At 36.0% G+C, this 14430-nt stretch carries 11 protein-coding genes; 4 read left to right on the plus strand and 7 right to left on the minus strand.

Features of this window, described 5'->3' with window-relative positions; translation table 11 throughout:
* Nucleotides 1–70 precede the first annotated feature (70 nt).
* The 4 genes from OCL94_RS07190 to tagH form a co-directional block, all read right to left on the minus strand.
* The gene (locus OCL94_RS07190; protein ID WP_262995996.1) at nt 71–3808 is read right to left on the minus strand and encodes an N-acetylmuramoyl-L-alanine amidase; all 3738 of its coding nucleotides are present in this window, start codon (nt 3806–3808) and stop codon (nt 71–73) included.
* A gap of 343 nt (nt 3809–4151) precedes the next feature.
* Nucleotides 4152–4619, minus strand: a complete 468-nt coding sequence (locus OCL94_RS07195; RefSeq protein ID WP_262995999.1) for a DUF2538 family protein — start codon at nt 4617–4619, stop codon at nt 4152–4154.
* A 16-nt stretch (nt 4620–4635) separates the two neighbouring features.
* Nucleotides 4636–5844 carry an LCP family protein gene (locus OCL94_RS07200; RefSeq protein ID WP_262996001.1) on the minus strand — a complete coding sequence of 403 codons (1209 nt, stop codon included), beginning with the start codon at nt 5842–5844 and terminating at the stop codon, nt 4636–4638.
* 71 nt (nt 5845–5915) lie between these two features.
* Nucleotides 5916–6704, minus strand: coding sequence for a teichoic acids export ABC transporter ATP-binding subunit TagH (tagH, locus tag OCL94_RS07205; protein WP_262996003.1), 789 nt, complete (start codon nt 6702–6704; stop codon nt 5916–5918).
* 256 nt (nt 6705–6960) lie between these two features.
* Between tagH and OCL94_RS07210 the strand changes: the two genes are divergently transcribed.
* The gene (locus OCL94_RS07210) at nt 6961–7788 is read left to right on the plus strand and encodes a WecB/TagA/CpsF family glycosyltransferase (protein ID WP_411268490.1); all 828 of its coding nucleotides are present in this window, start codon (nt 6961–6963) and stop codon (nt 7786–7788) included.
* 20 nt (nt 7789–7808) lie between these two features.
* Complete coding sequence (locus OCL94_RS07215; RefSeq protein WP_262996005.1) at nt 7809–8627, plus strand: ABC transporter permease; 819 nt, start codon at nt 7809–7811, stop codon at nt 8625–8627.
* Between the two features lie 53 nt (nt 8628–8680).
* Here the strand turns inward: OCL94_RS07215 and OCL94_RS07220 are convergent, their stop codons facing one another.
* The gene (locus tag OCL94_RS07220) at nt 8681–9841 is read right to left on the minus strand and encodes a glycosyltransferase (protein WP_262996007.1); all 1161 of its coding nucleotides are present in this window, start codon (nt 9839–9841) and stop codon (nt 8681–8683) included.
* 28 nt (nt 9842–9869) lie between these two features.
* On the opposite strand from OCL94_RS07220, the gene OCL94_RS07225 reads away from it, so the two are divergent.
* Both OCL94_RS07225 and OCL94_RS07230 read left to right on the plus strand, forming a co-directional pair.
* Nucleotides 9870–10952 (plus strand): CDP-glycerol glycerophosphotransferase family protein, encoded by a 1083-nt coding sequence (locus tag OCL94_RS07225; RefSeq protein WP_262996009.1) that lies wholly within the window; start codon nt 9870–9872, stop codon nt 10950–10952.
* Nucleotides 10949–11983: a glycosyltransferase family 2 protein gene (locus OCL94_RS07230; protein WP_262996011.1), complete on the plus strand. Its 1035-nt coding sequence runs from the start codon at nt 10949–10951 to the stop codon at nt 11981–11983. The genes OCL94_RS07225 and OCL94_RS07230 overlap by 4 nt, the downstream gene beginning before the upstream one ends.
* Before the next feature lie 90 nt (nt 11984–12073).
* Here OCL94_RS07230 and OCL94_RS07235 read toward each other — a convergent pair whose 3' ends face one another.
* Nucleotides 12074–13765, minus strand: a complete 1692-nt coding sequence (locus tag OCL94_RS07235) for a CDP-glycerol glycerophosphotransferase family protein (RefSeq protein ID WP_262996013.1) — start codon at nt 13763–13765, stop codon at nt 12074–12076.
* A 198-nt stretch (nt 13766–13963) separates the two neighbouring features.
* Nucleotides 13964–14362: a glycerol-3-phosphate cytidylyltransferase gene (tagD, locus tag OCL94_RS07240; RefSeq protein WP_262996015.1), complete on the minus strand. Its 399-nt coding sequence runs from the start codon at nt 14360–14362 to the stop codon at nt 13964–13966.
* Nucleotides 14363–14430 lie beyond the last annotated feature (68 nt).

The following is a 14430-nucleotide window of genomic DNA, read 5'->3' on the forward strand; positions in this document are numbered from 1 at the left end:
TATATTTTTTTCTTTAACCTAAAAATGAAAAGAAAAAACCTCTTTTTTTAAAAAAGAGGTTTTTTCGTGTTTATTTATAGTCATGCACGATGTAGTTTTTGCCTTCAATACCGATAGTATTGTATAGACGTGCGATTGTGCGTGCGTTTTGTGATGCCCAGCTAATGTCTGTAGCATATTGATGAGTGGCACTGTGTTCAGGGTTCCAGCGCATTTGGTGTAATGTGCGTTGACCTTGATTGATGTAAGCTTCACGAACATATTTTGCACCACCGATAATCGCTTTTGATACACTATCCCAACCGTTTTGTTTTGCGTAAGTGATACCACCTAACTCAACGTTGTTATCGATTGCTTTAGAACCGTACATATTGTAATATTTCTTCTTAGCATTCGGTACGATATGCTTATTATCCGCTGAAATGCCTAAACCATTGGCAAGACGGCTTTTACCATGACCAGTTTCTAAGATGGCATGCGCGATTAAATAAATTTCGTTAATTTTAAATTGTTTTGCTGCGATGGCAAATGCTGCACCTTGGTTTTCCAGTGCACCTTTTCCAATTAATAATTTATTTAATTGTTTTGCGCTAATGCCTTCAGATTGTCCTAAATCAAGGAATTGATACTTCAGTTGAGCATCATCCATTTTATCTTTTGTACTCAATTGTGCTTTAATTTCGTTTGCACTTGCAAGGCGTTCATTGTAAGCACGTTGTGGCGTTGAGTAAATGACTTTAGGTCCTGTGTTCATCGCTTTATTTTGTAAGCGTAATTGCTTTGTAACAGCAACATTTAAGCTTTCAGGAGCTTTTACATATTGAATGTTTTGTGAGAATAAGTCACTGTCTGCAACGTACCCTGTCGTGTTATCTGGTAATAAGATTTTATGCCATAACGTATGACCAACTTTGTCAGTACGGATAACGTGAACGATGTTTGTTTTTAATGCATTCAGTTGTTTTATGCGTTGTGCTTTTGAACCGTCAGGCATTGTGTAAATAAATCCTGTAGGTTTTTTAATTTTATATGCAGCTTTTGTCCAGCTGACTGTTGTATACGGTTTTTCTTTAATGAATGTATCGCTGATCCAGCCGATAAATTTATTTTTATGATCAGATAATGAGAAGAACTTTTCATTGTTCTTTTTCGCTGATTGATTAATATAGAATGCCATATCAACCGGTTTTGTTGATGCTTTTTTCGTTGAATTAATGTTAGGGTAGAGTACTGTATTGCGTGCATCAGTACGACCAATTAATTTAACGTTTTTCATTTCTGTTACTTTTATTGGAGCATTTGCTTTAACTGGTGTAATGGTATTTAACTGATCTGCTGAAATCCAGCCTGTTAAAGTATTGACAGTACCGAAGTAGAACGGTGTAGTGCCGACTTTAACGAATTTAGAGGCAGTAAATACTTTGCCGATTTGTGATTTAACATTCGCTTTAACTTGATTTGTGCTGCCCCAAGGTGTTGTTAATAGGTTAGTCGCTTTATTGTTTAATGTGAATTTGTTTGATGTCTTCGTTTCTGGTGTAATCGCGTAAGAAATTGTATCTGCAGCTTTTACCCATCCGCGAGGGATATTTGCATCATCAGTTAAAGCGTAGTAAGTGACACCATTAAATACTGCTTTTTTATTAACGTAATATGCAGTATTTGATTTACTGCCTGCTTTAGCAGTTGCTTTTTCAGTTATTGATGTGAATATGTCCGCACGATCTGATTTGATTTTTGCGATACGACGTTCATTTGATGTATTAACTAATTGTGTTACTGGCTTAGCAACAGGTTTTATTGCCGGTTTCACAGCCGGTTTAGCAACAGGTTTTACAGCAGGTTTCACCGCTGGCTTAGTAACAGGTTTTACTGCTGGTTTCACCGCTGGCTTAGTAACAGGTTTTACTGCCGGTTTCACAGCCGGTTTAGTAACAGGCTTCACTGCAGGCTTCACTGCAGGCTTCACAACAGGTGGTAGTTTAGCGCTTAAATCACTAAAATTCACCCAACCAGCAATTGCATTCACAGTACCATAATAGAATGGTGTAGCGCCTACCTTCACTGTCTTTTGAGCAACGAAATCTTTACCGATGAATGGTTTTAAGCTTGCTTTCGCTTGCTTTGCGCTACCCCAAGGCGTTGTATAAATATTTGTCGCTTTACTGTTGACTACGAATCGCTTTGAAGTAGCTGTTTCATTTGTAATTGCAGCGGATGTTGTGTCATTCGCTTTTACCCAGCCACGTGGAATTTTATTTTCATCTGTTAACGCATAATATGTGTCACCGTTATATTCGGCTTTTTTATTAACATAATAAGCAGTATCTGCTTTATTGCCAGCTTTAGTCGTTGCCTTATCTGAAACTGTTGTGTAAACATCAGCTGTTGCAGATTTAATCTTAGCCATACGTTGCTCTGTTGAAGTCTTTACAGGGCTTACAGCAACAGGTTTCACAGCGGGTGTCGTTGGCACAGGTTTAGGTGTAACAGGTGTTGGCGCTGGAGTTGGAGCTACATTACTATTTAATTTTTGATTATATTTGTCTGTAACTAAGCTATAAAATTCATCAAACGTATAGTTATTCGCTTCGAACCAACCGATTGGATCGGTATGATCAGTACCGCCTAAGAAATTTGATACAGCTTTATGGTTCCAGACTGTACCTTCACCATCGTAATCTGCATTATCTAATGGTAGGCCGTAATATAATAAGTTCGTAGCAAAATAATCTGCATAGTTATTAATAGAACGACTGAAAGCATCTTTACCGTACACTCGAACTAATTCAACGTTGATGAAACGAGGGTTTGCTTGTGGACCAGCACCCCAAGATAAATAATCTGTGTTTGCAACTTCAACGATACGTTTGTCATCAACAAATGCGTGTACGAAAGCATTCTCGTAATTATTCTTCATGTAATTGATTTCACCATCAATTGTTGAAGTAGGGTTTGCAGTTTCATGTGCGACGATACCTTCAGGTTTGCCGACACCGTTACGATATGCAATCTGTGGTGAATCAAAGTAGCTTTCTTCGTATTTTGGTACAGCCCAATTGTTGTATTTAATGTATTCATTGACAGACATGTTATCTACATTTTTAGCTTTAACTGGTGCTGTTCTTGTTAAAGTACGAACTTTTCTCGTACTTAAGATTGCTTTTTTTGCAGTAACAGGTTGAGCAGTTGTTTTGGCAACAGGTTTTGTAGCAACAGTTTTCGCAACAGGTTGAGCAGTTGTCTTGGCAACAGGTTTTGTAGCAACAGTTTTCGCAACAGGTTGAGCAGTTGTCTTGGCAACAGGTTTTGTAGCAACAGTCTTGGCAACAGGTTGAGCAGTTGTCTTGGCAACAGGTTTTGTAGCAACAGTTTTCGTAACAGGTTGAGCCGTTGGTTTCACGACTGGTTTTGTAGCAACAGTCTTCGCAACAGGTTGAGTAGTTGTCTTGACAACAGGCTTCGTTACAGTTGTTTTCGCAACAGGCTGAGTTGTTGGTTTTACTACCGTTTTTGTGACAGAAGGTTGTACATTAGTATTTTTTTTAACTTGAGATAAAGAATATTGTGCAGTCAAAGATTGTTGTTTAGTTAAATCTTTCGTTGCAATAACATTAACAGGTTTCGCTTGCTTCGCTGCAGTCACAGTTGTTGTCTTTGCAGTTGGCTTAGCGGCAGTTGTCGTCGTAGCAGGTTTCTGTGTATCAGGCGTTTGTACCTCATTTTCCGCAGCATAAGCTACTGTTGTCGTTCCAGCTAACATCATTAACATTAAAGCAGGCGTCTTATAATAAAATTTGTTATCCATATGTTCTTCCTTTCTCAATTAAATGCATAATTTCATTCTCTTCTATTATAGGTACATTTTCCTCATTAGTATATATTGCAACGCAATTGTAATATTACTTTAATAAATGAAACAATAAATACATGTTTTTTGTAACTTTTTGTCCTAAAGTTTTACTGACATGCATGTAATTATCAGAAATAAATTTTTTAATTTAATTATTTTTGGATGATGAATAAACTAGAATTTGTTAATTATGCGGGTGGAAATGAGTGGTAATTACCTAAAGGATATAACAAAATAGAAAAACACCATCAATTTATATATCGAAATTGATGGTGTCATTGCTTATGTTTACTTATGATTATTGCATCTTTATAATCGCTGTATATTGCCAGAACACTTGCATTAATGTCATATTCCAATGCTGCATGCCCATTGAATATCCTGACGGCGTATAAATTTGTATTTCAGACACTTCTAATACGGCTGCAACTAAATATTGCAATTGCACGTCTAAGTTTGTAAATGTCGGGCTTAAGCCTTCCTCAGTAAATACAAAGTCTAACGGCACGGCATAATCAAATATATTCAATTGATTAAATATTTCAGGTAATGCTAATACATAACATGCGCCGTCGATCAATGGGTTCTGATCGGCTTCTGAATAGTAAATGCGCAGCGCTTCATAGTTCTGCTGATGATATTCATTAACGTAGAAAAATGCATTACGCATATGCGCAACATCTCGTGATGATTGAACCATCTCCTGCATTTTATCAAACATCCGATTAATATGTTCATACTTTTCATACGTTTTTCGTGTTACCAATTGGATTCACTCCTAATTAAAATTCCGAAGTTGAAGTTTCAGTTGTTGTATTGTCAGTACTTTGTTCAGTCGATGTGCTATTTGTCGTTTCATTCGTTGCTTCACTCGTCGCAGCTTCTACTGTCGTTCCGTCTTCATTTGTTTTCGGCTTGTCTTTTTCTTCTATTAATTTTTGTTGATATGCTTTATCGATTTCATCTAAATCAATTTTTTCAAGTGGGATAAGGTCACCTTTTAACTGAATGATTTTGTAGTCGAGAAGGTCTTCCTTTTTACCTTCAGGTAACTGTAAATCTTTTCTTAACAGCTTCGATATTTCATAAATATGGTCAAATACCGGATTATAATAATAAATGCCGTTATACATGAAATCTGTACCTTTTAACTGTGTCTGCTTAAATTCAACATCATTTGAAGTGTAGTAAGATGCAAGTGATGTAATGTTGTCAAACGTTAAGTTATGTTTCGCGTTGTTTCCAACGATTTCAACTAAGTCATCTAATTTAGAAATGGAATTCGTATCTTTCGCTTTCTTAACGATAGCTTCAATCATTTGCATTTGTCGTTTACCACGTCCTAAGTCTGTATCGACATGTCGGCTTCGAACTAACGCTAGGGCTTGATCGCCATTAATATGTTGTTTTCCTTTTTTTACTTTAATACGGCCTTTATCAAGCTTCGTCGGTTCATCAATATCAAATGGTACATTAAAGTCAATACCACCTAATTCATCAACGATATCAACAAACGCCTGCATATTCACACGAGCATAATAGTCAACCGGTACATTAAAGATATTTTCAACGGCTTTCATTGAACTTTCAGGACCGCCTTCTGCATGCGCATGGGTAATCTTATCATATTGCTTCACTGACGGAATATACGCGAGCGTATCACGTGGGATACTGACAAGTCTGATTTGTTTATGACTACGATCAAATGTCGCTAAGATCATTGCGTCTGTTCGCGCTTCGGTTTCTTTTTGACCATTTTTACGTCTTGATAAACTATCATCAATCCCTAAAAATAATATCGATATATGATCCATCGAAGGATCGACTGCTTTGTCACGTAATGCTGATTTCTCAATGTCTTTTGAAAACGAGGCATCGATTGCATTTTTTGTTTTTGAATATAAACCACTTGCAAATACTGCCGGAAATACGAGTAAACTCAAACTAAGAGCGATTAAGAAATACTTAAATACTTTATTAATAACGGTCACCTTCTTTATAATATAAAACTACACTTTAATCATACTAAATTTAGTGCGAATTAACACCATTTATTATGTGTCTACATAAAAAATCGTTTTTCGTCGAGTTTCTTTCTGAATGCTTTCTGTTCTTTATTCGTTAACTTCTTATAGTCGCGTAAGAAGCTCTCGTACTGGGTTAACACTTCTTCAGTAGGGCCGTATGCTTTTAATTGACCTCCTTCAATCCAGATAATCTTCGTACAGAATTGTTTCACTTGTTTTAAATTGTGGCTGACAAAGAAAATGGTCTTACCAGCTGCTTTAAATTCCTGCATTTTATTTAAACTCTTTTGTGTAAACGTCTGATCTCCAACAGATAATGCCTCATCGATGACAAGTATATCAGGGTCAACAGTCACACTTATTGCGAAACCGAGTTTAGATTTCATACCGCTAGAATATTTTTTTACGGGCTGATAAATAAATTCGCCGAGCTCTGAGAATTCGATGATTTTTGGTGTTAATGCTTTAATTTGTTTTTTGTTAAAGCCCATTAATAAAAGTTTAAATTCAATATTATCTAATCCGGATAATTGTAAATTTAATCCTGAATTAATGGCAATAACATTTACTTCGCCGTTTTTACTGACCGTACCTGTCGTTTCCGGCACACTACCGCCCAGAATATTACTCAATGTCGATTTGCCTGAACCGTTAATGCCGACAAGGCCGATAATATCTCCTTGATCCGCTGTAAAAGAAATGTCCTTTAATGCGTAGAATTTCTTCGTTTGTGCAGGTTTAATAATATCAATCAGACGTTCTTTATTGCTTCTAAATATTTTATATACTTTTGATACGTTTTTAAATTCAACAGAATGTTGCATGATTTATTCATCCTTTTATACTGTAGTTTCTATTTCTAATACTATTTCTATTACTTTTATTATTATTATTATTATTAATTGTGTTATGATGTTTGCGTTTTATGTTGATGTTGACTTGTGCATCTTTTCAATCTATATTTTTAAATCTTTTATATTCTATTGTAAATTCTTTATTTCGTCTATGTAAAAACATTGTAAATAATATTAAAGTAATGTAAATTATAGATTACTAATAAAATGTCAGGAGTATGGTGATATGAACGATGAACACATTTCACTTATTTCCGAGCAGCTACCTATAGAAAGACATCAACGTTTTAATAAGGATACGATTACTATATTAGATGTACCGTTTGATAATGTCACGAAATCTGATATGATACAAAAAATAAATACATTCGTTCAACAACCGGGCGATAATAATTTATTCATTGTAACAGCAAATCCTGAAATTGTATATTATGCGAAAACGCACGAAAAATATTTATATCGTATTATGCATGCGGATTATATTATTCCGGACGGCATCGGAATAATTAAAGCTGCAAAATATTTAAATCAACCTTTAACAGAACGCATTCCTGGTATAGAATTGATGGAAGAGATGTTGAAAGTTGCGAATTTACATCATAAAAAAGTATTTTTATTAGGGGCTTCAAAGGAAACAGTTAAACAGTGTAAGAAAAATTTACGAGTACAGTACCCAAATATTATATTTAAATCAAAGCATGGGTATAAAGATATTCATGATTATAAGACGTTATTAAAGATTAAAAAGTTTGAACCGGATTTTGTATTTGTCGCGATGGGCTATCCGAAACAAGAAAGCTTCATTTATTATTATCAGCACCATTTTAAACATACTATATTTATGGGTGTTGGGGGTTCGTTTGATGTGTTTAGTGGTAATGTTAAACGCGCACCGGTTATCTTCAGAAAGATGAATTTAGAATGGTTTTACCGAATTATCACAGACTGGAAACGATTGAAACGATCCGTCATGATACCGCTATTCTTATCTGAAGTTGTTAAACAGAAACATGCGTTAAAAGATGCGCATGACTATTTGAAAGATAAAGCGTAAAAAAAGAAAGTAGGATTATAATGGGTGCAATAATTGCAGTGATAAAAGAACAAATAAAAAACTTTTATTTGATTCAACGATTAGCACAATTCCAGTTAAAAATTTCAAACCATGATAATTATTTAGGGCTAGCATGGGAAATTATAAACCCGTTAATACAAATTGGTGTGTATTATTTTGTTTTTGGTCTCGGTATTCGAGGCAGTAGGGAAGTGGATGGTATTCCGTTCATTTACTGGATGCTCGTCGGTATATGTATGTGGTTCTTCATTAATCAAGGGATACTGGAAGGGACGAAATCGATTGGTATTAAGTTTAATCAAGTCGCCAAGATGAATTTCCCGTTATCAACAATTCCAAGTTATATATTAATGAGTAAGTTTTATGGTCATCTGTTACTCTTAACGATTGTTATTATTTTATGTGCATTAAGTGGTATTACCCCAACGATTTATATTGTACAGCTCTTGCTAATTGTACCGTTCGTCTTTTTGTTTGCGTTATCTGTAACGCTTATTACATCGACGTTAGCTGTATTAATTCGAGATACACAAATGATGGTGCAGTCGATATTACGTATTATATTTTACGTATCATCGATATTATGGCCGATTCATGAAAGTCATAATGAAACGATGCAATTTGTTGCGACAGTCGTGAAGGCAAATCCGATTTATTTCTTTGCAGAAAGTTATCGTGCAGCGATATTAAATCACGAATGGTTCTTTATCGCACATCCAGCACTTACTTTATACAACGTGTTAATCGTCGTTATTTTATTCTCGCTCGGTTCAATATTGCATATGCATTTTAGAAATCGATTCAGTGACTTTATGTAATATATCAATCAGAAAACCCGAACTGTGCGTGTAACACGCGGTTCGGGTTTCGTTTATGTTAAAGGCAATTGTTTAGCTAACTTGTTGTATACTGCATCGGGTTGGTATTGTTTCAGTGTTTCATGGCCATGCGCGATAAGCTGTTCACGTAACGACGCATCTTCAATTGCGGTGATAATATGATTGGCAAGAGATTCTGTATCAAAGCATGATGCAACAAGCGCATTCTGTCCATGAGTTAATAAGGTTGCCGGACCGATTGGAGCATCGAAGCTTACGACAGCATTATTTGCTGCCATCGCTTCAAGAATGACCATACCGAAGCCTTCACTACGCGAAGGGATAACGGTAATACGTGACGGGTTTAACACCGATTCAGTATCGTTAATCGCATCATGTAATGTAATCATATCGCTCAGTTGCTGATTAGTAATTTGTTGTTGTAAATTTGATTTTTCACTGCCACTACCGTATATATGAACTGTATATTGCTGATCGCGTAGTTTGTGTTGGATATGACTTACTGCAGCAATCAATAAATCGAATCCTTTCTCGTGTTCAAAGCGGCCGAGTGCGGTGATGCGATTCGTTTTATGTTGCTTTCGTTGTGTAGCTTGGTGTGCATCAAACGGAATAATATTCGGCAGCAATAGGACTTTATCTTCGGGTAAGTATTGTTTGTATTGCGTCTGATCTTGTGGTGTTAATGTCGTTACATAATCTACATGAGCATATGCCTTTAATAATTGCTGCTTGACCGATTCGCTATACGCATTGAAATGCATATGTTCCATTGCAATCGTCTCGACGTTAGCGTATTCTGACGCTAAGACGTTATACGATGCGCGTGTTGAAACAAGATAGTCCGTATTCACTTGCTGAATGGCTTGAATCAGTTTATGTTCAATATAGCTTGAGAATTGCTGAATACCGGGTTCTTCAGCCATAATGATGCGCGGTTTACACAATGGTGTATATTTGCGTATACGGTTGTATACTAATGGCACAAAATTACGTTTATCGCTATAATCGATGATTGATTGAATATTTATCGTTTCATTGACTGGATATGCAGGTGTTGTGCCAAGCTTAAATACGGTTAAGATCGTAACATCATGACCACGTTCACTTAAAGTGTTAGCAAGTGTTGTCACAGCACGTGTTGTGCCACCGATATGATATAAATTATGTAATAAGAATGTGAATGATTTCATAGTTCGCTCCTAACGAAAGGGTTTTGATATGAGAAAGTTAATTAAATTCAGTTATTTATTTATCATAAAGTTTATTAATTTATTTTGCAAAGTGAAACCGAAAGCGCGTCATATGACGATATTGATGACGTTTGAAGAAGATGTCATCCCGCTCGCTAATGCAAGTATTAAAGAAGGCTATACCGTAACATTATTATACCATCCGAAATATGCGCATGCGGTACTCAATCCAGACGGCAAGTATTATGAGTTGTTTAAGGCATCAAAGAAGATAGCGTTAAGCAATCGTTTAATTATTCAGCAAATGCGCGCTATATTAACGAGTAAAGTAATTGTTATCGACACGTATTATTTAATGCTCGGGAGTATGAAACGGTCAGCGTCACAAACGGTTATTCAACTTTGGCATGCAACGAGCGCAATGAAACAATTTGGTTTGCAGGATAAACATGTTGATTTAAATAATAAACCATTAATACAGCAATATCAGTCTGTATATGATTATACGGATACATATGTCGTTGCAGGGGATTACATGATTGATATATTTAAACAGTCATTCAATGCACATGATAAATACTTTTTGAAGACGGGTTTACCACGACTGGAAAAGCGTTGTACAGCTGTAAATGACATACGAAGCACATTACCCAATATAACAGCACCGTATACACTATTTGTCCCGACATACCGAGAATATCATCTAGACGACAAGTTAAGACTGACACATGACGCGCTGCCCAACTTAATTATAAAAGCACATCCAAGTGACCGTAATTATCAAACCGATATAATAGCAAAGGAAATTCCAACTGAAAACTTAATAGAACATGCAGATGTTGTTATTACGGATTATAGTTCGCTCTTAGTCGAAGCAATATATAAAGGAAATCGTGTGTACTGTTATGCACCCGATGAAGCACAGTATAATCAGGAAAGAGGATTAAGCAAATATTACTATAATCTGACACACAAGAAAGCACAAACTGTAGCACAATTGCAGCAGTTAATGCAGCATGATATTGAATATGACATTCAAGGCTGGGTGAATTATCAGACCGATCATGCGACACAAGCGATTATGGCATATATAATGGAAGTGATCCATTGATTACCGTAATTATACCAGTCTATAACGCATCACAAACGATTCAGCACGCATTACAATCGATAAACAGTACAAAGCCAATTGAAATATTATGTGTCGATGATGGATCGACGGACAACAGTATTGAAGTGATTCACGCATTTGAACAAGAGATGCCGCGTCATTATACGTTAACGGTGATTCAGCAGGACAATCAAGGTGCGGCCAGCGCAAGAAATAACGGTCTACGACATGCTCAATATCCGTATGTGATGTTTCTGGATAGTGATGATCAACTGACAGATACCGCACTGCAATGTTATTTCGAAGCAATTGAAGGACACCCGGAGTGTAGTGTTTATATCGGGCAAATGATGCATTATAAAGATGGGAAAGCGATACGTATAGTAACACAGCAACTGCAAGCTGGAAAGACGACGTTAAGTGAGCAACCAGAATTATTGCAATCAATTGGACCCGGCGCGAAAGTGTATCGTAAATGTGATATTGGGCTGTTTGATGAAGATATTATTTTTTGTGAAGAACATACATTGAATACACAAGTGATGATGAAAGCGGTGTATGTGTTTGATACGCCAGTCTATTTATATACGATTGAAGCGGGACAATCCATTACAACGAATACACAGCAATTTACGAAATACATGTCAGATGGGATGAAAGTAAGACAGCGTGTATTAGCGATTATAAAAGCATCTAATCTTTCAGAAGGGTCTAAGCAACGCATTATTCAGTATTATAGTTATCGTATGGACGAACTCATCATTATGTATTACGTTAAACGCAAGTTGATGGCGACACCATTGATGCAGGAAGAGAAAGCACAACTCTTTGAATATATGACGCAAATGGTGACGACGGAATATCGAGCGTCAACGTTAATGCATATGCTTTATCATTTCAAATATTATGGGCATATGAATGAGGAGTTGAATGAGTGGATGGCGGTTCATCATATTCAGTGGTCAAATTATGAATACACAAAGTTTAAATTGAAGACAAAAGTGAAAGATCAGCTGAAACAATTAAGATAACAATGAATAAGCACCTGAAATCGATGCATGATTTCAGGTGCTTTCGTGTAATGTGATTCTGAGCAAGAGCCTTAGTAGGAACGAACATGGTCACATCAACGATTGAATCAACGCAATTAATCGTGTATTGCCTGCAATCGTTTGTGCAACATATGACTGATCTTTCACTTGATGATGTACACCATTGCGTAAATCTTCAATTAATGCATCCCGACGCGTATATGTTATCGGTTCGAGCGTTGTCATGACATCCTGATAGACACCTCGCGTATGCATATATTCTGCCAGATCATCCATGATTAAATAGCTTGGCTTGTTAAGCGCTATACTATCAAAGATTACAGAGGAGTAATCACTCACAATTGCGTCACTCGCAGCAAGGAGTTGTTCTGTTTCGACATTAACAGCCGTAAGCCCGCCTTGATTTTGTCGTTCTTCAGGATGCCCTTTATATAATATGACACGATCTTCATTAAGTTGACTGAAATCAATCGGTTCATATTGATAATCTTTCCACGTTGGAATATAGGCGATCCACTGTTTATTTATATCGATATTCAATTGTTCGCTTAATTGCTGTCGTATCACATCTTTATCCAGTGACAGCGCATATTGTAATCTAGGGTAGCCTGTTGCTAATACATTATGTACATTAAATGAAGACTTGAATAAATGATTCACCGCTTCAGTATCTGTAATAAATGTATCAATTCGCTTTAATTTATTATATTTTCTTAATCGATATAGAAATATAGATGCATTTTGTTGTGGTTCCAGGCTATCTAAGAACAATTGTTTAATCGGTGTGCCGTGCCATAAGTTGATGACATGTCCGTTCATGACTAAATCATCATCCGGATAAGATTCACAAACCACGATACGGGCATGTTTGATGATAGAACGCGCATCGTTTGCATGTGGCGAGACAACTTTAACCCGTTGCTTTAATTTATCTGCCGGAATCGTTTCATCTGTAATAAAATATATTTCTGTTTCAGGCATCGCGTCCAGTAATGCTTCAAATAGTGCTTTACTATTTCCGCGATAGTCGTAATCAAAGCCGATAAAGACGATATAGCCTTCTGTTTGATTTAAATCGCTTTGTGCATGAATTAAATGATGATACGGCTGAATCTTACGCTTATATAAATAATCATACAATTGACGGTAGAGGCGATGGGGTAAACGATAGTTTAGCGATTGATTGATTTGATCAATGCGTAGCGTATATGCTGACTGCTTAAATTGTGGTGCGACTTTGTATCGTCGATCCTGTGCTAATCCGTGATACTGAATCAATTGCTGTATGCTGTAACTTGAACGTGCGTCATCATTCATATTGTGCTGAATATAGGGTTGTAATAATAATCGTGGTGACATATTACGTGCGCTAAAATTAAAGACAACATGGCCATCGATTTGTATATCATTTGTCGTCAGCAATATCGCAACACATAAATCAAGACTACTGTTTACTTTACATTGTGATAATAAAGTTAAAGCTTGCACACGATCATATATCATTGCAGGGTATACATACGGTTGAATAATGTTGATGGATTGTGTCATTGTCTGTCCAAATATCGTGTACATATTAATATAGCAATCATTTATTTCATAATCCGTGAATATATGCCCGTCACGAAGTTGAACTGCTGCTAATTGCGCATCGTGAAGCACGCAATCATTCGTAATGATGAAATGACTTGTTGAGATGTGTGATAGCTGCTGTATTAAATCTTCATGAAAGTACTTTGCTGAAACCGTAAGTTGTGTTATCAATGGCTTCACCTGCCTTTTTATTATTGTTATGAAATCAAAAGTTATACTGCATATTATATATTGGATGATGTATAGTGCATAATGTATATTGTATACAGTATACAGTATATAGTATGCAATATACAAAAAAACGAACAAATCATCATCATTTATCCGATGGTCTGTTCGGTTAAGCATCCAGAAAAAAATGGCATCATATTATTTCGTATCATTACCATATAATTCTTTTTTAATTTGAGTCGTTGAAATACCTTCTGTACGTTTAATGTAAATGACTTCACACTGTTCTTTTAAGAAGTCAAATTCGCCTTCCCAGTCATGTCCCATTACAAATGTATCCACTTCAAATTTTTCAACGTCTTTCGTCTTTTGTTCCCAGTCGTTCTCAGGAATAACTAAATCTACGTAACGAATCGATTCTAGCATCATTTTGCGTTGTTCATAATCGTAATAAGATTTCTTGTGCTTTAATTTATTAAATTCATCCGTAGATAATGCTACGATTAAATAGTCTCCCATTTCACGTGCACGACGCAATAATTCAATATGTCCGTAATGTAATAAATCGTATGTTCCGTAAGTAATAACGCGTCTCATTAATAAAGTCCTCCAGTAAGATGTGTGTAATTGTAAAGTTTATGTTAATATAATATTGAGATTTTGTA

It is taken from the genome of Macrococcus capreoli (genome assembly GCF_025628935.1).
Lineage (GTDB): Bacteria > Bacillota > Bacilli > Staphylococcales > Staphylococcaceae > Macrococcoides > Macrococcoides capreoli.

What these genes read in the sequence shown, in the direction of transcription:
- OCL94_RS07190 (WP_262995996.1), bottom strand. Translation starts at nt 3,808, where the DNA reads ATGGATAACAAATTTTATTATAAGACGCCTGCTTTAATGTTAATGATG.
- tagH (WP_262996003.1), bottom strand. Translation starts at nt 6,704, where the DNA reads ATGCAACATTCTGTTGAATTTAAAAACGTATCAAAAGTATATAAAATA.
- OCL94_RS07210 (WP_411268490.1), top strand. Translation starts at nt 6,961, where the DNA reads ATGAACGATGAACACATTTCACTTATTTCCGAGCAGCTACCTATAGAA.
- OCL94_RS07215 (WP_262996005.1), top strand. Translation starts at nt 7,809, where the DNA reads ATGGGTGCAATAATTGCAGTGATAAAAGAACAAATAAAAAACTTTTAT.
- OCL94_RS07220 (WP_262996007.1), bottom strand. Translation starts at nt 9,841, where the DNA reads ATGAAATCATTCACATTCTTATTACATAATTTATATCATATCGGTGGC.
- OCL94_RS07225 (WP_262996009.1), top strand. Translation starts at nt 9,870, where the DNA reads ATGAGAAAGTTAATTAAATTCAGTTATTTATTTATCATAAAGTTTATT.
- tagD (WP_262996015.1), bottom strand. Translation starts at nt 14,362, where the DNA reads ATGAGACGCGTTATTACTTACGGAACATACGATTTATTACATTACGGA.